General features: G+C 57.9%; 16 protein-coding genes. 7 read left to right on the top strand and 9 right to left on the bottom strand.

The genetic code is table 11. The features are described 5' to 3' along the window. Positions 1–131 precede the first annotated feature (131 nt). Genes ACTG2W_RS07040 through ACTG2W_RS07025 form a run of 4 tightly spaced genes read right to left on the bottom strand, consistent with a single transcriptional unit; the run spans position 132 to position 4,812 of the window. Entirely contained in the window at positions 132–1,577 is a 1,446-nt protein-coding gene (locus ACTG2W_RS07040; RefSeq protein ID WP_106842469.1) for an HD domain-containing phosphohydrolase, read from the bottom strand. A gap of 49 nt (positions 1,578–1,626) precedes the next feature. After that, positions 1,627–2,748, bottom strand: coding sequence for a beta-ketoacyl-ACP synthase III (locus ACTG2W_RS07035; RefSeq protein WP_106842470.1), 1,122 nt, complete (start codon positions 2,746–2,748; stop codon positions 1,627–1,629). 54 nt (positions 2,749–2,802) lie between these two features. Further along, positions 2,803–3,966, bottom strand: a complete 1,164-nt coding sequence (locus ACTG2W_RS07030; protein WP_106842471.1) for a vWA domain-containing protein — start codon at positions 3,964–3,966, stop codon at positions 2,803–2,805. 3 nt (positions 3,967–3,969) lie between these two features. Next, positions 3,970–4,812 carry an AAA family ATPase gene (locus tag ACTG2W_RS07025; protein ID WP_013723987.1) on the bottom strand — a complete coding sequence of 281 codons (843 nt, stop codon included), beginning with the start codon at positions 4,810–4,812 and terminating at the stop codon, positions 3,970–3,972. Between the two features lie 159 nt (positions 4,813–4,971). Between ACTG2W_RS07025 and cysK the strand changes: the two genes are divergently transcribed. The 4 genes from cysK to crr all read left to right on the top strand — a co-directional run bounded on the left by cysK (position 4,972) and on the right by crr (position 8,964). Further along, positions 4,972–5,940, top strand: coding sequence for a cysteine synthase A (cysK, locus tag ACTG2W_RS07020; protein WP_005338267.1), 969 nt, complete (start codon positions 4,972–4,974; stop codon positions 5,938–5,940). A 440-nt stretch (positions 5,941–6,380) separates the two neighbouring features. Further along, positions 6,381–6,638, top strand: coding sequence for an HPr family phosphocarrier protein (locus ACTG2W_RS07015; RefSeq protein ID WP_005338266.1), 258 nt, complete (start codon positions 6,381–6,383; stop codon positions 6,636–6,638). Positions 6,639–6,684: 46 nt separating this feature from the next. Beyond that, entirely contained in the window at positions 6,685–8,412 is a 1,728-nt protein-coding gene (gene ptsI / locus ACTG2W_RS07010) for a phosphoenolpyruvate-protein phosphotransferase PtsI (protein ID WP_019446785.1), read from the top strand. A 42-nt stretch (positions 8,413–8,454) separates the two neighbouring features. Then, complete coding sequence (gene crr / locus ACTG2W_RS07005) at positions 8,455–8,964, top strand: PTS glucose transporter subunit IIA (protein WP_005338264.1); 510 nt, start codon at positions 8,455–8,457, stop codon at positions 8,962–8,964. A 98-nt stretch (positions 8,965–9,062) separates the two neighbouring features. On the opposite strand, the gene ACTG2W_RS07000 is transcribed toward crr, so the two are convergent. From ACTG2W_RS07000 to pykF, 5 genes are all read right to left on the bottom strand, one after another. Then, positions 9,063–9,995 carry a GGDEF domain-containing protein gene (locus tag ACTG2W_RS07000; RefSeq protein WP_106842472.1) on the bottom strand — a complete coding sequence of 311 codons (933 nt, stop codon included), beginning with the start codon at positions 9,993–9,995 and terminating at the stop codon, positions 9,063–9,065. Between the two features lie 339 nt (positions 9,996–10,334). Beyond that, on the bottom strand, positions 10,335–12,365 hold the full coding sequence (locus ACTG2W_RS06995) for a M13 family metallopeptidase (RefSeq protein WP_106842473.1): 2,031 nt from the start codon (positions 12,363–12,365) through the stop codon (positions 10,335–10,337). A gap of 54 nt (positions 12,366–12,419) precedes the next feature. Continuing rightward, positions 12,420–12,824 carry a hypothetical protein gene (locus ACTG2W_RS06990; protein WP_106842474.1) on the bottom strand — a complete coding sequence of 135 codons (405 nt, stop codon included), beginning with the start codon at positions 12,822–12,824 and terminating at the stop codon, positions 12,420–12,422. Positions 12,825–13,232: 408 nt separating this feature from the next. Continuing rightward, on the bottom strand, positions 13,233–16,562 hold the full coding sequence (gene mscK, locus ACTG2W_RS06985; protein ID WP_005359039.1) for a mechanosensitive channel MscK: 3,330 nt from the start codon (positions 16,560–16,562) through the stop codon (positions 13,233–13,235). Positions 16,563–16,712: 150 nt separating this feature from the next. After that, positions 16,713–18,125, bottom strand: coding sequence for a pyruvate kinase PykF (gene pykF / locus ACTG2W_RS06980; RefSeq protein ID WP_031227651.1), 1,413 nt, complete (start codon positions 18,123–18,125; stop codon positions 16,713–16,715). 308 nt (positions 18,126–18,433) lie between these two features. Between pykF and ACTG2W_RS06975 the strand changes: the two genes are divergently transcribed. From ACTG2W_RS06975 to ACTG2W_RS06965, 3 genes are all read left to right on the top strand, one after another. After that, a complete protein-coding gene (locus ACTG2W_RS06975) occupies positions 18,434–18,676 on the top strand; it encodes a hypothetical protein (RefSeq protein ID WP_064336987.1) in 243 nt (80 codons plus the stop codon). Positions 18,677–18,843: 167 nt separating this feature from the next. Further along, on the top strand, positions 18,844–19,608 hold the full coding sequence (locus ACTG2W_RS06970) for a DODA-type extradiol aromatic ring-opening family dioxygenase (RefSeq protein WP_106842475.1): 765 nt from the start codon (positions 18,844–18,846) through the stop codon (positions 19,606–19,608). A gap of 376 nt (positions 19,609–19,984) precedes the next feature. Beyond that, positions 19,985–20,800, top strand: a complete 816-nt coding sequence (locus tag ACTG2W_RS06965; RefSeq protein WP_106842476.1) for a hypothetical protein — start codon at positions 19,985–19,987, stop codon at positions 20,798–20,800. Positions 20,801–20,828 lie beyond the last annotated feature (28 nt).

The following is a 20,828-nucleotide window of genomic DNA, read 5'->3' as shown; positions in this document are numbered from 1 at the left end:
CAATATGGGGACGGCGTGGCAAAGGCCGTCAGCATGGTGCTGAGTCGGCCATGGTCAGACCTGTTTGTGTACAATTTATGACGCCGGTTGCCCTGTCAGCCATCAGGGCAAGCTGGTCGGCATGTACTTGCTCAGTGGTGATCCTGAAACTGCGCGGCAATCTCCCTGAACTGCGCTTCGCAGGCGAGAAACGCCGCGACAATGCCGGGATCAAAATGGCTGCCGCTCCCCTTCACGATGATCTCCTTCGCTTCTTCATGGCTGAAAGCAGGTTTGTAGACCCGTTTCGAGATGAGGGCATCGTAGACATCCGCTACCGCCATCAAACGCCCGGAGAGGGGAATGTCCTCACCCGCCAGCCCAGCCGGATAGCCGCTGCCATCCCACTTTTCGTGGTGGGTGAGGGAGATCTCCCGGGCCAGCCGCAAGAAGGAGTTGGAGCCCAGCTGCGCCTCGGCACTCGCCAGCGCATCGGCGCCGATCAGCGGGTGGCGCTTCATGATGGCGAACTCTTCGTCGGTCAGCTTGCCCGGTTTGAGCAGGATTGCATCGGGAATGCCCACCTTGCCCACATCGTGCAGCGGGGCCGACTTGAACAGCAGGTCGATGGTGGCGTCATCGAGCGGATAGCGATCCCAATCGCTGCGACTGAGGTATTGCGCCAGCGCCTTCACATAGTGCTGGGTGCGGATGATATGGGCGCCGGTCTCGTTGTCACGGGTCTCTGCCAGCGAGGCGAGGCCGAGGATGGCCACGTCGCGGGTCAGGTTGAGCTCGTCACTGCGGGATTTCAGCTCGCCGATCATCTGATTGGTGCTGGCGGCGATAAGGCCAAACTCGTCATCCCGGGTGACCGGCACCCGGGCGTCGAAGTCACCACACTGTACTCTGGCCATTGTGCTGGTCTGCTGGCGCAGGGATAGGCCGAGATTGCGACCATAACCGTGGATGATGAGGGCGAGATAACAGAAGGTCACCGTCATTACGAAGGCGATCTCCCACAGGATGTAGTGCTGGGCATCGACCCTCGGCAGACTGCGCTCCACCGTCACCAGCCACTCCAGATCCTTGTTGAACAGCAAGAAGAAGACGCCCCCCAGCAGGGTGAGGGTCGCCAGGGTAAAGAGGGTGAACTTGCGTGGCAGCGGCATGGCCAGCGGGTGGCTCAGTGCCAGGCTCTGCTCGGCTTGCCGTGTTCTGGCCCGATTCCAATCCCGCTCCAGAGTCAGGTCGGCCGCCACCAGAAAGCCGAGGGTGGTCATCCCCAGCAGCACCTTGAGGTGACTCTCCAGCGGGAAGTCGTGGGCCAGGGCGTTGTAGCCCGACAGCAGCAGTGCTCCCAGCAGGTAGAAACCGACCTCCAGTCCAAACCCGTCCAGCCCGTTGCGCGCCAAGGGCCTTCTTGAGAGCAGCCAATTGCGCACGGCGAACATGATGGCGAACGTCACCAGGGTCGGCCCCAGCAACTGGGGCAGGGTGAGACTCTCGAGAAACGGGCAAACCTGCCAGCCATAGAGACAAAATAGTGACAGGGTTACCCCGTAGTGCAGGGCGCAGCGCCCCGTGATCCTCTGCATATTCCCACCCATGTTGCTGGTTATTGTTATGTCGGCGGGAGGCCCGCCATTACAGGCGTCGCAGCAGCAGGCTACCGATGGAGTAACCTGCGCCAAAGGAGCACAGTACGCCGCGAGCCCCCGCAGGAAGGTCGCGATTGTACAGATGAAACGCGATGATGGAACCCGCCGAGCTGGTATTACCATAGCTATCAAGAATGACCGGCGCCTCCTGCTGGCTGGCATCGTGGCCGAGCAGCTTGCGACCGATGAACTGGTTCATGGTGAGGTTGGCCTGATGGAGCCAGAGCCGGTTCAGGCTCTCGGCAGGCCAGCCCTGCTCATCGAGCTGGCCGGCAATCTGGTCGCACACCAGCGGCAACACCTCCTTGAACACCTTGCGCCCCTGCTGGCGAAACAGCTTGTCGTCGCTGTAGCGGGTGCGCGGGCTCAGCCGGTTCAAAAAGCCGAAGTTGTTGCGGATGTTGTTGGAGTACTGGGTCACCAGCTTGCTGGCTACCAGTTGCCACGGATTGGCCACCTTGCAATCTTCCGCTCGCTCCAGCAGCACCGCGGTGCAGGCATCGCCGAAGATAAAGTGACTATCACGATCGCGAAAATTGAGGTGCCCCGAGCAGATCTCCGGATTGACCACCAGCGCCAGTCGGGCGGTGCCAGCCGCCAGCATGTCGGCGGCTGTCTTGATGCCGAAAGTGGCGGACGAGCAGGCCACGTTCATGTCAAAGGCCATGCCGCTCGCCCCCAGATAGTGCTGCAGCTCGATGGCCAGTGCCGGATAGGGGCGCGGCATGTTGGAGGCGGCGACGATCACCAGGTCGATCTCGCCGGGCTCACGGCCGGCGGCGATCAGTGCCTGCTCGGCGGCGGCCACCGCCATCTCCACCATGATGGAGGGCATCTCATCGGGCCGTTCCGCCAGCAGCGGCTGCATGATGTCGGGGTTGAGCACCCCTTCGCGGCTCACCAGATAACGACTCTTGATGCCGGAGGCCTTCTCGATGAACTCGCAGTTGGAGTGCTGCTTGGCGGGAAGCTGGCCGGCGTCGATGGCGGAGGCGTTTTCCTCGTTGTAGAGATCCACATACTGGTTGAAGGCGGCCACCAGCTCTTCATTGCTGACGGCAAAGGGTGGGGTATAGAGGCCTGAGCCACTGATCACGATAGAGGTCATGTTTGCTCCTCGCCGGGTGTGTTCCCGGCTTGTCGGTTTATAGGGTAGATAGGGTTACAGCTGGTCGATTGCCGCAGCGAGACCCGCCAGGGTCAGCGGATGCATCCGTCCGCCAACCACGTCATTCATCAACTTTATCGAAGGGTGCCAGAGCCACTCCCGCCGTGGGGTTGGATTGATCCACACCAGTTTGGGGAAGTGCTGCTGCAATCGGGTAAGCCACACCTGACCCGACTCCTCGTTCCACTGCTCGACGCTGCCGCCGGGCCAGGTGATCTCGTAGGGGCCCATGGTGGCATCCCCCACCAGGATCACCCGGTAGTCGCTGCCGTAGGTGCGCAGCAGCCGCAGGGTATCGAACCGCTCCTCAAAACGGCGGGCGTTATCCTTCCAGACGAAGTCGTAGAGGCAGTTGTGAAAATAGAAGTACTCCAGATGCTTGAACTCGTGGCGCAGAGCCGAGAAGAGGCGCTGTACCTCGGCCACGTGAGCATCCATGGAGCCCCCCACATCGAAAAAAACCAGCAGCTTGACCCCGTTGTGGCGCTCGGGCCGCAGCTTCACATCGAGCCAGCCTTGGCGGGCCGAACTTTTTATGGTGTCGTCGAGATCCAGCTCGTCGGGATTGCCTCTGCGCACCCAGCGTCTGAGCTTGCGCAGCGCGAGCTGAATGGCACGCTGGCCGAGCGGTGAGTCGTCGCTGAAGTTGCGATAGTGACGGGCCTCCCATACCTTGGCCGCCTTGCCGTGCTGCCCCTCTCCACCCATGCGCACCCCCTCGGGGTGAAAACCGCCATGGCCAAACGGGCTGCTGCCACCGGTCCCTACCCACTTGTTGCCACCGGCGTGGCGCTCTTTCTGCTCGTTCAGCCGCTGATTAAGGGTTTCCAGCAGCTTGTCGAGTCCGCCGAGGGATTTGAGCAGCGCCTTCTCCTCTGGGCTCAACAGTCGCTCGAACTCCTTGCGCAGCCACTCCTCGGGCAGGCTCTCCGGCAGCAGGGGAATGGCTTCCAGCCCCTCGTAGTATTCGGCGAAGGCGCGATCGAAGCGATCGTAGTGGGCCTCGTCTTTTACCAGTAGGCAGCGGGAGAGCTGGTAGAACTCGTCCATATCGACAGCGACCAGCCGGGCAGCCAGTGCGGCGTGCAAGTCCAGCAGCTCACGCAGGCTGCACGGCAGCTTGTGGCGGCGCAGGTGGGTAAAAAAGTCGATCAGCATGGGTCAGCTGCCGCGCCGGGCCAGAAAGGCGAGCTTCTCGAAGAGATGCAAATCCTGCTCGGTCTTGAGCAGAGCGCCATATAGCGCGGGCACCAGCTTGCCGGGCTCGCGGGCGCGCATCGCTTCGGGGGCGATATCGTCGGCCAAGAGTAGGCGGATCCAGTCCAGCAGCTCCGAGGTGGAGGGTTTCTTGCGCAGCCCCTCTACCTCGCGCAGCTCGAAGAAGAGATCCATTGCCTCGCCAAGCAGGCTCTCCTTGAGGTCGGGGTAGTGGAGTTTGACGATGGCCTGCATCTCGGCCTTGTCGGGGAAGCGGATGTAGTGGAAGAAACAGCGGCGCAGGAAGGCGTCCGGCAGCTCTTTTTCGTTGTTGGAGGTGATGATGACCACCGGCCGCTGGCGTGCCTTGACTCGCTCGCCGGTCTCGTAGACGTCGAACTCCATCCGATCCAGCTCCAGCAGCAGATCGTTGGGGAATTCGATGTCGGCCTTGTCGATCTCGTCGATCAGCAGCACAGGTCGCTGCTCGGCGCTGAAGGCCTGCCACAACTTGCCTTTACGAATGTAGTGGCTGATATCGGCCACTCTGGGGTCGCCGAGCTGGGAGTCGCGCAGCCGGGCCACTGCATCATATTCGTAGAGTCCCTGTTGGGCCTTGGTGGTGGACTTGATATGCCAGGCAATGAGGTCTGTGCCGAGATGGTCGGCGACCGCTTCCGCCAGCACCGTCTTGCCGGTGCCCGGCTCCCCTTTGATCAGCAGCGGTTTTTCGAGGGTGATGGCGGCATTGACCGCCATCTTCAATGCATCGGAGGCGAGATACTGGCTGCTTCCTGAAAATCCCATAACGTCGGTTCCTTTGACGATTGGCGCCCGTAGTCAGGGGCCAGAGAGAATAAGCTCTATATGTTGTAATACCATATGGTTATAACGAATAGTCACTTCTCATTCAGAAACCACAGGGTAATCTTGTTTCATCGTCGTAACAAACACAGGGATAGCACCATGAGCAAAATTTTTGAGGACAACAGCCAGACTATCGGTCACACCCCGCTGGTTCGTCTCAACCGTGTTACCAAAGGCCGCGTGCTGGCCAAGATCGAGAGCCGTAACCCCAGCTTCAGCGTCAAGTGCCGTATCGGTGCCAACCTGATCTGGGACGCCGAGAAGCGCGGTATCCTGACCAAGGGTAAGGAGATCATTGAGCCCACCAGCGGCAACACGGGTATTGCTCTGGCCTTTGTCGCGGCAGCTCGCGGCTATCCCATCACCCTGACCATGCCGGCCACCATGAGCCTGGAGCGCCGCAAGCTGCTTAAGGCGCTCGGTGCCAATCTGGTGCTGACCGAAGGGCCCCTCGGCATGAAGGGGGCCATTGCCAAGGCCAACGAAATCCTCGAGTCCGAGCCGGGCAAGTATGTGTTGCTGCAACAGTTTGAAAACCCGGCCAACCCGGAGATCCACGAAAAGACCACCGGCCCCGAGATTTGGGATGCCACTGACGGTGAGGTGGATGTGTTCGTGGCCGGAGTAGGTACCGGCGGCACCATTACCGGGGTCTCCCGCTATCTGAAGCAGACTAAAGGCAAGGCGGTGGTCTCTGTCGCCGTTGAGCCTGCCGAGTCGCCGGTCATCAGCCAGAAGCTGGCCGGGGAAGAGATCAAACCGGGCCCCCACAAGATCCAGGGGATCGGCGCCGGCTTTATTCCGGGCAACCTGGACCTCTCCCTTATCGATCGGGTGGAGAAGGTGACCAGCGATGAAGCCATCGAGATGGCTCGCCGCCTGATGGAGGAGGAGGGGATCCTGGCCGGTATCAGCTCCGGTGCTGCGGTGGTGGCTGCCAGCCGTCTGGCCGAGCTGCCGGAATTTGCGGGCAAAACCATTGTAGTCATCCTGCCGAGTGCGGCGGAACGTTACCTCTCCAGCGCCCTGTTTGCCGGGGTGTTCAGCGAGCAGGAGCTGCAGCAGTAACTGATCGGAATCTTTCAAAACAGCGGCGCTCCCAGGAGCGCCGCTTCTTTATGGGCTAGACTCAACCCCTGTTAGTGTCACTTGATCCTTATTTTTTGGGGTAAAATAACAAGTTCCAGAGTGAGAAAAAAAGCAGACATTCCGCTCTAAATCTCATATCCTGTGCGGCGTCACGCGGTGTTTGCTGGCTGGGTATCACAAAGTAACAAAGTGTTATTTTTCGTTATAAAATAATTTCAGGCCAGTCCTGATGCGGCTTGTAGCCCAATAACTGAAAATTGCCAACCAGCGCGCCGATTACTGCACAGAAACTTGACCTGGATTAAACCATTGCGGGTCTGCTTTCGTTACTTTACAACATATCCATACTGACACGGTGGGTCAGGTTGCTTCAAAAACGACCAACCCACCAAAAAATATCAATAATATGGGGTGAAACCATGTACGAGAAGTCTGTTGTTATTACTGCTGAAAACGGCCTGCACACCCGTCCGGCAGCTCAGTTCGTGAAAGAAGCCAAAGAATTCCAAAGCGAGATCACTGTGGTCTCCGGTGGCAAGTCCGCCAGCGCCAAGAGCCTGTTCAAGCTGCAGACCCTGGGCCTGACCAAGGGTACCAACGTAACTATCCAGGCTGACGGCCCGGATGCTCAGCAAGCTGTTGAGAAGCTGGTTGCCCTGATGGACGAGCTGGAGTAATCCAGCTTTAGATTCCTCCCCCACAGTCGTTTTAATAGGAAGGATTATGATATCTGGCATTCTTGCGTCCCCCGGTATCGCATTCGGTAAGGCGCTTCTTCTTAAAGAAGATGAAATCGTTATCAATCAGGGCAAAATCTCTGCTGACCAGATTGATGCCGAGATCAACCGTTTCCTCGAAGCTCGTACCAAGTCAGCTACCCAGCTGGAAGCCATCAAAGAGATGGCTGGTCGCACCTTCGGTGAGGAAAAAGAGGCCATCTTCGAAGGCCACATCATGCTGCTCGAAGATGAGGAGCTGGAAGGGGATATCAAATCCTTCATCAAAGAGAACAAGGCTTCCGCTGACAAAGCCATCTATGAGGTGATCGAACAGTACGCCAAGATGATGGCCGAGCTGGATGACCCTTATCTGCGCGAACGCGCTACCGACTTCCGTGACATCGGTACCCGTCTGGTCAAGAACGTACTGGGCATCGCCGTTGTCAACCTGAGCACCATCGACGAAGAGGTGATTCTGGTCGCCAAAGACCTGACCCCGTCTGAAACCGCTCAGATTAACCTGAAATATGTGCTGGGTTTCGTCACCGACATCGGTGGCCGTACCTCTCACACCTCCATCATGGCCCGCTCCCTGGAGCTGCCGGCCGTGGTAGGCACCAACGACATCACCGAGCGCGTCAAGAACGGTGACATGCTGGTGCTGGATGCGATCAACAACCAGATCATCATCAATCCGACCGCTGAACAACTGACCGAAGCCAAGAAGTTCCAGGCTCAGTTCCAGGCCGAGAAAGATGAGCTGGCCAAGCTGAAAGATCTGCCTGCCATCACGCTGGATGGCCATCAGGTCGAAGTGTGCGCCAACATCGGTACCGTCAAGGATACCGAAGGTGCCATCCGCAATGGCGCCGAAGGCGTGGGTCTGTACCGTACCGAGTTCCTGTTCATGGACCGTGACGCGCTGCCGACCGAAGAAGAGCAGTTCAAAGCCTACAAAGAAGTGGCCGAAGCGATGCCGGATCAGCCGATCATCGTGCGCACCATGGACATTGGCGGCGACAAAGAGCTGCCGTACATGAATTTCCCGAAAGAGATGAACCCCTTCCTGGGCTGGCGTGCCGTGCGTATTTTCTTCGACCGCGAAGACATCATGCACGCTCAGCTGCGGGCCATTCTGCGCGCCTCTGCCTTCGGCAAGCTGCGCATCATGTTCCCGATGATCATCTCTGTCGAAGAGTTCCGTAGCCTGAAAGCTACCGTAGAGACGCTGAAAGCCGAACTGCGTGCCGAAGGCAAAGCCTTTGATGAATCCATCGAAGTGGGTATCATGATCGAGACCCCGGCCGCTGCCGTGATGGCTCATCATCTGGCCAAGGAAGTGGATTTCTTCAGTATCGGTACCAACGACCTGACCCAGTACACTCTGGCTGTCGATCGTGGTAACGAGATGATCTCCGCCATGTACAACCCGCTGTCACCCTCCGTCCTGACCCTGATCAAGATGGTTATCGATGCGTCCCACGCCGAAGGCAAGTGGACCGGTATGTGTGGTGAACTGGCTGGTGACGAGCGCGCTACCCTGCTGCTGCTGGGTATGGGTCTGGATGAGTTCTCCATGAGCGCCATCTCTGTACCGCGTATCAAGAAGCTTATCCGCAATACCAACTTCGAAGATGTGAAGGCAATGGCTGATCAAGCACTGAGCTTTGCCACCGCCGCTGAAATCGAAGCATGCGTAGATAACTTTATTAAGCAGAAAGCAGTCTGCTAAGATCGGCTGCAAACAGCGACAAATCATCTCTAGGAGCTTTATATGGGTCTGTTTGATAAACTGAAGAAACTGGTTTCCGACGATAGCTCTGACACCGGCGGCATTGAAATCTTTGCTCCGCTGTCTGGCGAAATCGTGCCGATCGAAGATGTGCCTGACGTTGTCTTCGCCGAGAAGATCGTTGGTGACGGTATCGCCATCAAGCCGGCTGGCAACAAGATGGTTGCGCCGTGCGATGGTACCATCGGCAAGATTTTCGAGACCAACCACGCGTTCTCTCTGGAATCCGACTCCGGTATCGAGCTGTTCGTTCACTTCGGTATCGACACCGTTGAACTGAAAGGCGAAGGCTTCAAGCGTATCGCTCAGGAAGGTCAACAGGTCAAGCGCGGCGACACCATCATCGAGTTCGATCTGGCCGTTCTGGAAGCGAAAGCCAAGTCTACCTTGACTCCGGTTGTCATCTCCAACATGGACGAGATCAAAGAGCTGATCAAAATGACTGGTGCCGTGACTGTGGGCGAGACCCCGGTTATCCGTATCAAGAAGTAATGCCCGGCTGGCTCACGCCAGTTGCGCAGTAAAAAACCGAAGCCTTGTGCTTCGGTTTTTTTATGGGCGCGAGTCGGCTTTCCGTTCTGGTTACCACTCTATTCCGTCGAGATGACAACCCGGTTACGGCCCTGATCCTTGGCCTGATAAAGGGCCCGGTCTGCCATCATCAGCAGATAGTCGATGCCCTCCTGCCCCTTCATGCTGGCACACCCCAGACTGATGGTGAGGGATAGCTGCGTCCCCTGCCATGGCAAGCGGGTGGTACTGACATGCTGGCGCAGCTGTTCGGCGCGCCGTGCTGCCTGTTCAATATCGCAACCAGGCAGGATCAGCAGGAATTCCTCCCCGCCCCAACGGGCCAGACTCTCCCCCGGCAACAGCTGGCCAGCCATGGCGTGGGCGACGGCGCAGAGCGCGGCATCGCCCGCAGGATGGCCGTGGCGGTCATTGACTTGCTTGAAATGGTCGATATCTCCCAACACCACCGAGAGGGGCTCACCCTGTAACCAAAGGGCCTGCAACTGTTGCTGGGCGCCGCGCCGGTTGGTCAGTTCGGTGAGCGGATCGGTGCAGGAGAGGCGGCTCACCTCTTCCACCATGCACTGCAGGTCGTGGATATCGCGAAAGGTGACGATATGGCCATCCGGGATGGCATCGGCTCCCAGCTGGGCAGTGACGATAAACCAGCGCGACTGACCGCTCTTGCAGCGGATCAGCGCAGGCATCTCGGCAACCTCCAGCCCTTGCGACAAGCTCTGTTCCACCTGGGAGTGCCAGGAGTCGATGATGGTGCGGCGATACCCTTCATCCGGGTAGGCGACCTGAAACCAGGAGGCCATGTCCGGAAGATCGTCAAGGTTGTAGCCCAGTTGCTCAATAAAGGCTTTATTCAGGAAGCGGTGGCGCCGCTGCGGGATCATGTCGGGTGAGCAGCCATCGTGACGGGCAATGGATTCGGACACCAGAATAGGCAGCGGGATCACATCGAAGGAGCGAAACAGGATCTGTTGCAGTTCTCGGTCATTCATAGGAAAAGCGGCTCCACGATGCATCTTTTACATGCTTTACCATAGGTCAGACCTGTTTGGTGGTAAACCGATTTATAGCGGTTAGGCCGCCGGTTTTTCAGCAAAAGGCAAAGGCGAGAAAATGGCGGAGTTGTGTGCCGTGGCCGTATCGGGTGAAAGCAGGGGGGGCCGGGGAGAAGGGGGGGGGCAGAAGGGTCAAAAAAACCCACATGGTCAGGCACATGTGGGTCGGGAAAAACCAGGCAGGGTAAAACAGACACTCCCTGTGTCGGTCATCTTCAGCTCAGGTGGAGGTGATCCATCTGCTGGAGCTTTTCGGGCCAGGGCCCCTGCTGGTGGTCACCAAATCTTCACGCGCTCGGAAGGTGGCAGATAGAGCTTGTCTCCCGGCTTGATGGCAAAGGCGCGGTAAAAGGCCGGCATATTCGCGACGACGCCATTGACCCGATACTCCAGCGGCGAGTGGGGATCTGTCTTGAGCAGGACGGCTGCGAGCTCGGGCCGGTACTTCCCTTTCCACACCTGCGCCCAGCCGATAAAGAATCGCTGCTCGGCGGTGAAGCCATCGAGCACCGCTGACTTGCGGTTGCCCTGGGCGAGCCGGTACGCCTTGTGGGCGATGGTCAGGCCGCCGAGATCGCCGATGTTCTCGCCAAGGGTCAGCTGGCCGTTGACATGCTCCCCCTTGATGGGCTCGAAACGCTCGTACTGTTTCGCCAGTTTTTGCGCTCTGGCGGTGAACTCCTTGAGATCGGCCGGAGCCCACCAGTTGTGCAAGGCACCGTTGCCATCGAATTTGGCCCCCTGATCATCGAAACCATGGCTCAACTCGTGACCGATGACCGCGCCGATGGCGCCATAGTTGACTGCATCATCCGCCTTCAGATCGAAATAGGGCGGTTGCAGTATGGCGGCCGGGAAGACGATCTCGTTGTTGTTCGGGTTGTAGTAGGCGTTCACCGTCTGCGGATTGTCGAACCACTCCTCCCGATCCACCGGTTGATGGAGGCGGGCAAGGTGCTCGTTGTAACGCACCGTGGCCGCGCGCTGGGCATTGCCGACCAGATCATCGGGACGGATCTCGATTGCGCTGTAATCCTGCCACTGGTCGGGATAGCCGATCTTGACCCGTACCTGCTCCAGTTTCGCCAGCGCCTGCTGTTTGGTCGGAGCAGACATCCAGTCGAGCCCACCGATCTCCTGGCGATAGGCGGCGATCAGATTGCGCACCATGCTCGCCATCTGTGCCTTGGCTTCGGCCGGGAAGTAGCGCTCCACGTAGAGTTTGCCCACCGCCTGACCCAGATAGTCGTCCAGCACCTCCATGGCCTGCTTCCAGGGCTCCCTCTGCCGGGGGATGCCGCTCAGGGTCGTACCGTAGAAAGCGAAGTGCAGGGCATTGCTCTGGCTGTCGAGATAGGGCGCATAAGTGCGTAGCAGATGGAACAGGCAGTAGGATTGCCACTGCGCGATGCTGGTCTCCTGCATCACGGCGGTCAGCTTCTCCAGATAGTCCGGCTCACTGACGATGATCTCCCTTTCCCCGGCGATACCGGCCTCTGCCAGGTAGCGTTGCCAATCCAGGGTGGGCAGCAACTGACTGAGGCGGGCGATGGGCAGTTTGTTGTAGGTGAGGTTGTCATCCCGCCGCTTGACTCTGTCCCACTGCAGGCTGGCGAGCCGGGTCTCCAGCGCCAGAATGCGATGGGCCTGTTCGCTCGCACCCTCGACGCCGGCATGGTTGAGCAGGGCGGTAATGAACTGCTCGTAGCTGGCCCGCAGTGTCTTGCTGGCGGCATCTGCTTTCAGGTAGTAGTCCCGATCCGGCAGACCGAGGCCGGATTGCTGCAGGTAGATCCCGTAGCTGTCAGGCTGCTTCTTGTCGGCCATGATCCCGATACCAAAGGGAGCACCGCCGCCCAGCTTGTTAACACGGGCAAAGTAGGTGGCCAGCGAGGTGCCATCATGGATGGCCATGATCTCGTCACGCAGTGGTTGAATGGGGGTCAGCCCTTTGGCATCCCGTCCGGCCTGATCCAGATAGCTGGCGTAGAGATCGGCGATCTGCTGGCGAGGGGTTCCGGCTTGTTGCGGGCGCTTGAGCAGCTCCTCCAGCAACACCTTGCGATCCTCCAGCGACTTGTCCGCCAACAGATTGCCGATGGTCTGCCCCGGCATGTCATCCGGTATCCGGGTCTGTGCCAGCCAGTTGCCGTTGACGTGGCGAAACAGATCGTCCGCCGCGCGCACGCTGTTATCCATGCTGGCCAGATCCACCCCGGAGTGGCCGCTGGCGGCACCGGCGCATGGGGCGAGGCCAAGCAGGGCCAGCGCAATCAGGCTGGCGATCATGCTGCGTTGCTGTTTCATCTTGTGTGTCCTGTATGGGGTGACAGTAGTGAATTGGCTGTAACCGCTGGCAAATCAGCTGCGAACGACCGAGAGGAAGCGACCGTCGTGATTGAAGGTGCAGGTAAAGTCGACCGCATCATCGTCGGTCTCGTACTGGCCATAGACCTTGTATCTGTGGCCACTCTCTTCTGCCGACTCGGTGGTGATATCGCGCGGGGAGACATGGAATTTGCTGGCTGCTTCCCCCGAGCAGTAACGGGGCATCTTGCTGGTGGCCATATGCTGGTCATCGCTATCGTCATGCTGGCCATCATGCTCGTGTTTGTTATCGCTGTGCTTTTTCCCGGCGTAATAGCCAGCGGCGCCGATGGCACCCAGCGCAGCTGCACCTATCAGGACTTTCTTGGTATCCATATTCTGGCAGCCGCTCAATGCCAGACAGGCGGCTATTCCCATTACCATCAAGGGGTGTTTCATCTCTCGGATCCTTTCAATTATCAAATGAGCAAGTCGGTGTCAGCCGGGTGGTGGTCACAGGGCCCGGCGCTGGAATGGCGCCACTTTGCAATAGTCAGGATGAAGAGGACACTCAAATAAAATTAAAAAAAGTTATAAAAATCCGGGAGCCGGAGCGAGCGCGGTATGGGGGGCGCGGTGAGGGGAGAAGGGCGCAGGTTTCATCCATGCGGTAAGTAGTAGTGTAGGGCAAGTGTTTGTTTTTAGACTTTTATTTCTCTTTATATTTTATCAAGGGTGATGGCGGCCTGTTGTGCGGCGGCCAGCCATGTTGGCAATGGATAACTGTCTCTATCGCCATAAACAGGGTATAAAAAAGCCGCTCACCTGGGTGAGCGGCTGTTGTCATCAGATCCGTGCAGTTCGCTATCAGGCTGGCTGCTTGCCATCTTCCGCGGGAGGTGGCAGAGCGGCGGAGTTGGACTCCACCTTCTGCTCTTCGCCCTGCATGTTCTTGATGTAGACATCCATCTGGTTGAAGGCGATCTCGATGCCGTTCTCGCGGAACAGCTGGTCGATCTTGCGGTTCAACTCGTCCACCGCCGGGTTGCGGTCTCCCAGTTCGCTCACGAAGAAGCGCAGCTCGTGATCCAGAGTACTGGCGCCAAAGGTGAGGAAGTAGACGATGGGGGCCGGGTCTTTCAGCACGCGGCTGTTTTCGTCGGCCGCCTGTTTCAGCAGGGTGCGGGTCAGCTCCAGATCCGAGCCATACGCCACGCCCACCCGCACGATCACCCGGGTGACGGTGTCACTCAGCGACCAGTTGATGAGCCGCTCGGTCATCAGCTGCTGGTTGGGGATGATCACCTCTTTGCGGTCGAAGTCGGTCAGGGTGGTGGCGCGAATGCGGATCCGCGAGACGGTACCGGAGAAGGAGCCGATGGTGACGGTGTCACCGATCCGCACCGGACGCTCGAACAGGATGATGATGCCGGAGACGAAGTTGGAGAGGATCTCCTTCATGCCGAAACCGATACCGACTGACAGACCACCCGCAACCCACTGCAGCTTGTCCCACTGCACGCCCATCATGGAGAGAGCGGTGAGGGAGCCGAAGCCGATCAGCACGTAGTTGAGCATGGTGGTGATGGCGTAGGCGGTCCCCTGAGCCAGATTGAGCTTGGAGAGCACCAGCACCTCCAGCAAGCCCGGCAGGTTGCGCGCCAGTGACCAGGCACCGCCGAGCAGCAGGAAGCCGATCAGCACGTCACTCAGGCTGATGGGGAACAGCACGGCGTTGGCGCCGGTGCCTTCACTGCGGTGCCACAGCACCATGCTGTCGAGGTAGGAGAATACAGCGACCAGATCGGACCAGAGCCAGTAGAAGGCGACACCGAAGATCAGCATCAGCACGGTACGGGTCAGACGCAGGGACTGCTGGCTGACATCCTCCAGATCCATGGGCTGCTCTTCGATGGACTCGCCACCTTCCGCATCTTCCGAAGATTTGTGCTCACGCTTGGCCACCGCACGGCGGTAGGCGAGACGACGGGCCGCCAGCTCCAGACCACGCAGGGCGGTGCGGTAGACCAGGCTCCAGATGATGATGAGGTAGAAGGATTCGATCAGGCGACCGGTCAGCTTCAGCGCGGTGTAGTAGTAACCGAGCACCGCCAGCACAATCAGCGCCACCGGCGCCAGCGCCAGGGCGATGGCGATCAGCGACTTCTGCATGCTTGCCTCGCCCTTGATGCGGGCGCGGGAGATAGGGAACACCAGATAGGCGGCCAGCCCCAGCAGGGTCAGGGTCATGGCCTGGCCGATCACGTCGTTGCCCAGGGTGGAGGGTTCAACTACCGCCTTGGTCGCGAGCATGATGAGCGGCAGCAGTGGCAACCAGATGTAGCGCATGCTGTTGCGCTTGGCCTGCAGCTCCGCTTTCGGGATCCGGAAGTGGGTTTCGGCGATGCCGCCCGGGCGCATCACCGCCAGATAGACGCTGAACACCAGATAACCGAGGGCGAGGTTCAGGGTGATCTGGAACATCAGCTTGGGACTGAGCAGACCGCAGTAGGTCAGCAGCAGACCGCCAGCCAGAATGAACATGCTGCCCGGCAGGCGTTGCAGCACGGTATAGAGCAAGGCGCGCGGGGTGTGCCACTGGCTGTCCTGACGGAAACGGCCAAGGTCCTTGGTGATCTTCTTCTCGCGCTCAACCAGCGCCGGACGTTTCCAGACCAGCAGGCCGCCGATCAGCAGCAGCGGGAAGGCAAGCAGGGAGATCCCCAGCAGCTCTTCGCGCCAGCGTTTCCAGTCCGGTTTCAATACCCAGTCGGAGGCCTGTTTGTAGGCCTGGGCGGGCCAGCTGATAAACCACTTGCTGTCGATGGGCTTGTTGCTGCTTACCCAGAAGATGTGTTGCTGCAGGGTAAATTCGATAGAGGCATAGACCCGCGCCAGCTGCTGCTGGGTCAGCTGCAGGCTGATGGCGTTGGTGAGCTGGCTGTCGAGTTGGCGGTTGAGCTGATCGAGCAGATTGATACGGGTGTCGAGCAGCTTGGCAAGGCTCTCCTTGTCCTCTTCGCTCACCGGATCCTTGCTGCCGGCGATCAGATTGTCCAGATAGAGGTTCTTCTGGAACAGCTGGTCACGCTGCTGGCTCAGTTCAAACTGGGCCAGATGCAGATCGGCAATCTGCTCTTCCAGATTTTTGACGGCGATGGTGGGCGCCGCTTCCAACTGCTGGTAGAGCTGATAGAGGATGCGTGACAGCAGCAGATTGCCCTTGAGCATCTGCACCTGTTCATTGAGGTTGCGCTCGGTCTGGATGCCGCGCTCCAGCCAGCTCTTGGCTTGCAGGTTTTTCTGGACCAGCGAGTTGAGGCTGGTGGTGGCACCGATCAGCTGCTGGCTGAGCTGGTGGTTGAGCTCCTGCTCTTTTTGCACCAGCGGGCTGTCTTCGGTCGCCACCAGTTCACCGGTCTGCTCGGCGGTTTTTTCGGTGTCGCCGAGGCGCTTGGCGCTGCTCTGATCCTGCAACAGCTGCAGTTTCTGCTCTTCGCTGGCGAGACGGGCACTCTGGTAGTCGCGCTGCTTGATCGCCAGATCCTGCATGCTGGTACGGTTATCCAGCTCCTTTTGCAGGTGGGCCAGTTGCAGGTCGAGCAGGGCCAGCTCGGCACCGAGCTTCATCTTCTCGGCGCTGGAGACGCTTTCACCGGCGTTGAGGCGGGTACGGATCTCCTGACTGCGCTGGTAGGCGCGGCTCATGCTGGCCTGGGCCCGCTCCGGCAGGGTCTGCAAGCTGGTGAGCTGGCTGCCGATGGCGCCGAGGGCCTCCTGGGCCGCCTGCATGTTGGCCAGCACTTCCGGCTGACGGCTGTCGAGCTCTGCCAGACTCATGCTGGCGTATTCGCTCTTGATCTGCTCGGCACTCTTGCCCTTGGTCAGGGCATCGAGCTTGGCGCTGATCTCTCTGAGTTCGGTGGGCAGGTTGCGGATCCGCTGGGCCTGGGTCTTGGCCTTCGCCTCTTCCTTGTCGATGCTGTCGAGCAGACCGAGGGTTTCGGTCAGCAACTTCTGATCCGCTTGCTGACTGACTGTCAGGGTCTCTGATTTACCCAGACCATCCAGCGCTCGCTGAACTGCGTTGCGAGAGGGGACATCTTGCGCCATGGCTTGCGGGACGCAGAGGCTGGCGAGGAGACAGAGCAGCGGCAACAGGGTGGCCGAGACTCTTTTAAAACGTATTGAGGGCATATAACTTCCGGGTTATTACGCGATATTCGGGAGATTTCCCGCATAGATTAAATTCGCGTGGATTCTAACACCGGGCTTGTCAGGTAAGCAGGGGGGAGGGACAAAAAAAACGGCGCCCGCAGGCGCCGTTTTCAACTCGTTCAGCTCTGATTAAAGAACGTGAACAGAAGCGGTGTTGGTGGTGCCGCTCGGTACCAGAGCACCGGAGACCATCACAACCACGTCACCTTTCAGACCCATGCCGATTTCCAGCGCGGCTTCTTTACCGATGCGATAGAAATCGTCGGTAGAGGCGATGCTGTCAACCACGTGAGCAACCACACCCTTGGTCAGAACCAGCTGGGCAGCAGTTTTCTTGTTGGTGGTGATAGCCAGGATCCAGGCTTTCGGGAAGTACTTGCGAATGGCCTTGGCAGATTTGCCGCCTTCGGTAGCAACCACGATCAGCGGGGCGTCCAGCTTCTCGGAGGTCTCTACGGCGCCTTTACATACGGCTTCGGTGATGCGCAGCTTGTTGCTGTCGTTGGCAGCAGACAGGTTGGACGGCATCACGGCATCGGTACGCTCGCAGATGGTGGCCATGATGGTCACGGCTTCCAGCGGGTACTTACCCTTGGCGGATTCACCAGACAGCATCACTGCGTCGGTACCGTCCAGGATGGCGTTGGCCACGTCACCAGCTTCGGCGCGGGTCGGACGCGGGTTCTTGATCATGGAGTCCAGCATCTGGGTGGCAGTGATAACCACTTTGCGGGCTTTGTTGCACTTGGCGATGATCATCTTCTGGGCGAAGATAACTTCTTCAACCGGGATCTCTACACCCATGTCGCCACGAGCAACCATGATGCCGTCGGAAACAGCCAGGATCTCGTCGAAGTTGTCCAGACCTTCCTGGTTTTCGATCTTGGAGATGATCTGGATGTTCTCGCCACCGTGGGCTTTCAGGTGCTCACGGATTTCCAGAACGTCTTCTTTCTTGCGGATGAAAGAAGCAGCAACGAAATCAACGCCTTGTTCGCAACCGAAGATCAGGTCGCGCTTGTCTTTCTCGGCCAGGGCCGGCAGCTTGATGGAGACGCCCGGCAGGTTAACGCCTTTGTTCTCGCCCAGGTCACCGTTGTTCAGCACTTTACAGATAACTTCGCGCTCGGTGATTTCGATAACGTCCAGACCGATCAGGCCGTCATCAACCAGGATGCGGTTGCCGACGCGCAGATCGTTGGCGAAACCTGCATAGGTCACGGCCACTTTGTCTTTGTTGCCAACCACAGTCTGGTCGGTGGTGAAGGTGAAAGTCTGGCCAGCGACCAGTGCGACGTCGTTGCCGCCTTCCAGCTTCATGGTACGGATTTCCGGACCCTTGGTGTCCAGCAGGATAGCTGCGTGCTTGCCGGTCTCGGCCATTACAGCGCGCAGGTTGCTGATGCGGCTGCCGTGCTCGGCGTAGTCACCGTGGGAGAAGTTCAGGCGCATGACGTTCATGCCGGCGTCCAGCATTTTGGCCAGCATTTCTTTGGATTCGGTCTTCGGACCGATGGTGCAGACAATTTTGGTCTTTTTCATGTCAATCTTCATGGTTAAGGAATTTCCGCCGAGCAATATACACCAGTTTTTGGAATCTTTTTATGATCCAGAAACAACGTTTTGACCAGATAACGTTTTCTTTTCAGGGATAACGTTTTCCTGTGAGTCACATTTTAGAGCATACGGCCACAGGTTCGGGCTGAAGGGATACAAATGTTGCCATCTGTGGTTGTTTGGCCGGGTTGAGGTTCAGATGTTGTAAAATGACCACCCGTCCGCTGTCACCGTCTTGTCACCGGCTTGCGCAAAAATGTTAGTTCATTGGCGCAAGGGTGAAGGAGGTCGGGATGAAAAACAGCCATGAAACCGGATGGGCTCTGCTCTTGCTGGGCGCCGCCTTGCTGCTGGTTCAGACGCTGCCAGCCCGCTACTGGCCTGATAATGCGCGACTGCTGGCGATCTTCTCCCTCCCAGTGAAAGGGGAGGTGGCCGCCGAGGGATTGGCGTGGCGAGAGTGGCAGGATCACAGTGCAGCGACCCGTATGGCGCTTCGCGTAGCCCGACCGCTGCCGGAAGCGCCGCAACCTTGATATCTATTGCCGATTACCTGTCGTGAAGGCGTGAAATTATCAATCATTGGTTGATAGTGCTTATCTATTTTGCTGGATTGTTCACCTTTAATGGCAGGCGGATAATCGATTCCAACAGCGATATCCCCTCCGGTATCGCCCCCTGATACTTTGTTGGAGTCTGCTTTATGTCCCTCGCCCCCGTCTGGTTTATCTCTCACGGCGCACCGGATCTGGTGCTGCGTGAGCAACCCGCCACCCGCTTTCTGCGAACCCTGCGTCTGGGTGAGCTCAAGGGGCTGGTGGTCATCTCCGCCCACTGGTTCAGCCGCGAGCTGCAGATCAACGTCGAGCCCAAACCGGCGCTGATGTACGACTTTTATGGCTTTCCCGAGCCCCTCTACCGGATGCGCTGGCCTGCCAGCAGCCCCGAGTGGCTGCAACAAGGGGTGAGCGACCAGCTGGCACTGGCCGGACTGACCGCCACCCCGATGCGGCGCGAGCTGGATCACGGGGTCTGGTCGCCGCTCTCCCTGATCGACCCAAACAGCGAGATCCCGCTGGTGCAGATCTCCATTCCCGCGAGTTTCACCCCGGCCCAGTTGTGGCAACTGGGAGAGGTATTGGGGGCGCTGCGCAGTCAGGGGATTGGCATCCTCGCCTCTGGCGCCATCACCCACAACCTGCGGGCGCTGGCACCGGAAGGCTCGCCAGTGCCGGAGTGGGCCAGCCAGTTTGTCGACTGGCTGGAGCAGAAGATGGCCGACGAGGATCGTCTGGCGCTGCTCGACTATCGCCAGCAGGCCCCCGGAGCGGTGGAGTCTCATCCCCACGACGATCATCTGCGCCCGCTCTTTGTGGCGTTGGGGGCGGCCGATGGTGTGGCGCCGACCCGGCTGCACGAGAGCTGGGATGGCGGCAGCCTCTATATGGGCGCCTACCGCTTCGGCTGAATTGATTTTTATACAGGTAAGGCAAGGAATATCTTATCGGTTTGTCATATGGATAAAGATAGATGGCATAGGCACAAGTGTATTGAGCGTATTCACATTTATCTTGCGGTATTTATAAGGATAAAATTCCTCGCTAAAGCAAAAATACTAATAACAAACAAGATGCTTTCTGTTTAATTGTTGATCTGTTAGCCCTGAGTTTAACTTATTGTGTTGCGCACGCTAGGATAACTGTGTGGTTGTTGTTGTGAATGGCGCTTTTTGTGGTTTAAAATTTTGCCGGGTTGTTTATTTGCTGTTTTCGTGAATTACAGGTAAAAGATTCATCTTGTCTTTTCATGAGACAAGATTCTTTTAGTTATTTATGGAAATGGATATGACATATCGGATGTTACTTTTTGGCACGGCCGCCATACTGTTATCACCGCTTGCGATCGCCGATGACAGCTCTTCACAGAAGGAGTCACCATGGGGTGGTCTGTTGGAAGCAGACTATACGAGCAACTTCTATAAAAGGGGCTCTTACCATGAGGCGAGGACCGTTGGTTTAACTGGTATTGTTGATTACACATTCATCAATGATAGCAAGTTGAGCTTGAACTTGGCTGGCTTTCATTCACTGGATAACCCAAAAGGGCAATACTGGCGTGATGGCTGGCTTAAGTATGGTCATTCTGAACTGTTCGACTTGAATAGTTGGGCTACATTGGGCATGGATGGCAGCATTCGTTTGCCAATGTCTGAGCAGAGTAAAAAAGATGATCTTCATACATCCCTGAGGATCGCGACACCTCTAACGATTGATCTCGGTCTGCTTCTAACTTCACTTGAATTTACCTGGCAGCCCAGGGTAATGAAAAATTTTCATGAGTACAAAACTCGGGGTGGCCAGACCCTGAAAGAGTGGACTCTGGAAAATTTGCTGAGCCTTGATTATGCACCTTGGGACAAGTGGTCTTTTAATGCCAGCTTGGTGTTGAACAGTCATTGGAGCTACTCAGGCAACCGTAAAAAGGATGACTACATTCATTCGGAGAGTCTGTTCTACGAGTTTAACGAGTCATGGTCTGTTGGATTGATGTATTCCAATACCGGCATTGTCTATGACCTTGAACGAGGAGCTACAGGTTCTGTATCGCTATATGACAAGCAGAATGCCACTTGGTCTCTGTTGGTTGATTACAGTTTTTAATTAATAAAAATAAAATTAAAAGGAAGGA

Source organism: Aeromonas sp. 96A, from assembly GCF_051919165.1.
GTDB lineage: Bacteria > Pseudomonadota > Gammaproteobacteria > Enterobacterales > Aeromonadaceae > Aeromonas > Aeromonas veronii.
The sequence above is the reverse complement of the archived record's forward strand: the minus strand, read 5'-3'. Positions and strand labels throughout refer to the sequence as shown.

What these genes read in the sequence shown, in the direction of transcription:
- ACTG2W_RS07000 (WP_106842472.1), bottom strand. Translation starts at nt 9,995, where the DNA reads ATGAATGACCGAGAACTGCAACAGATCCTGTTTCGCTCCTTCGATGTG.
- ACTG2W_RS06995 (WP_106842473.1), bottom strand. Translation starts at nt 12,365, where the DNA reads ATGAAACAGCAACGCAGCATGATCGCCAGCCTGATTGCGCTGGCCCTG.
- ACTG2W_RS06965 (WP_106842476.1), top strand. Translation starts at nt 19,985, where the DNA reads ATGACATATCGGATGTTACTTTTTGGCACGGCCGCCATACTGTTATCA.
- mscK (WP_005359039.1), bottom strand. Translation starts at nt 16,562, where the DNA reads ATGCCCTCAATACGTTTTAAAAGAGTCTCGGCCACCCTGTTGCCGCTG.
- pykF (WP_031227651.1), bottom strand. Translation starts at nt 18,125, where the DNA reads ATGAAAAAGACCAAAATTGTCTGCACCATCGGTCCGAAGACCGAATCC.
- ACTG2W_RS06970 (WP_106842475.1), top strand. Translation starts at nt 18,844, where the DNA reads ATGTCCCTCGCCCCCGTCTGGTTTATCTCTCACGGCGCACCGGATCTG.
- ACTG2W_RS07015 (WP_005338266.1), top strand. Translation starts at nt 6,381, where the DNA reads ATGTACGAGAAGTCTGTTGTTATTACTGCTGAAAACGGCCTGCACACC.
- ACTG2W_RS07035 (WP_106842470.1), bottom strand. Translation starts at nt 2,748, where the DNA reads ATGACCTCTATCGTGATCAGTGGCTCAGGCCTCTATACCCCACCCTTT.
- ACTG2W_RS07030 (WP_106842471.1), bottom strand. Translation starts at nt 3,966, where the DNA reads ATGCTGATCGACTTTTTTACCCACCTGCGCCGCCACAAGCTGCCGTGC.
- ACTG2W_RS07040 (WP_106842469.1), bottom strand. Translation starts at nt 1,577, where the DNA reads ATGCAGAGGATCACGGGGCGCTGCGCCCTGCACTACGGGGTAACCCTG.
- ACTG2W_RS06990 (WP_106842474.1), bottom strand. Translation starts at nt 12,824, where the DNA reads ATGAAACACCCCTTGATGGTAATGGGAATAGCCGCCTGTCTGGCATTG.
- cysK (WP_005338267.1), top strand. Translation starts at nt 4,972, where the DNA reads ATGAGCAAAATTTTTGAGGACAACAGCCAGACTATCGGTCACACCCCG.
- ACTG2W_RS07025 (WP_013723987.1), bottom strand. Translation starts at nt 4,812, where the DNA reads ATGGGATTTTCAGGAAGCAGCCAGTATCTCGCCTCCGATGCATTGAAG.
- crr (WP_005338264.1), top strand. Translation starts at nt 8,455, where the DNA reads ATGGGTCTGTTTGATAAACTGAAGAAACTGGTTTCCGACGATAGCTCT.
- ptsI (WP_019446785.1), top strand. Translation starts at nt 6,685, where the DNA reads ATGATATCTGGCATTCTTGCGTCCCCCGGTATCGCATTCGGTAAGGCG.
- ACTG2W_RS06975 (WP_064336987.1), top strand. Translation starts at nt 18,434, where the DNA reads ATGAAAAACAGCCATGAAACCGGATGGGCTCTGCTCTTGCTGGGCGCC.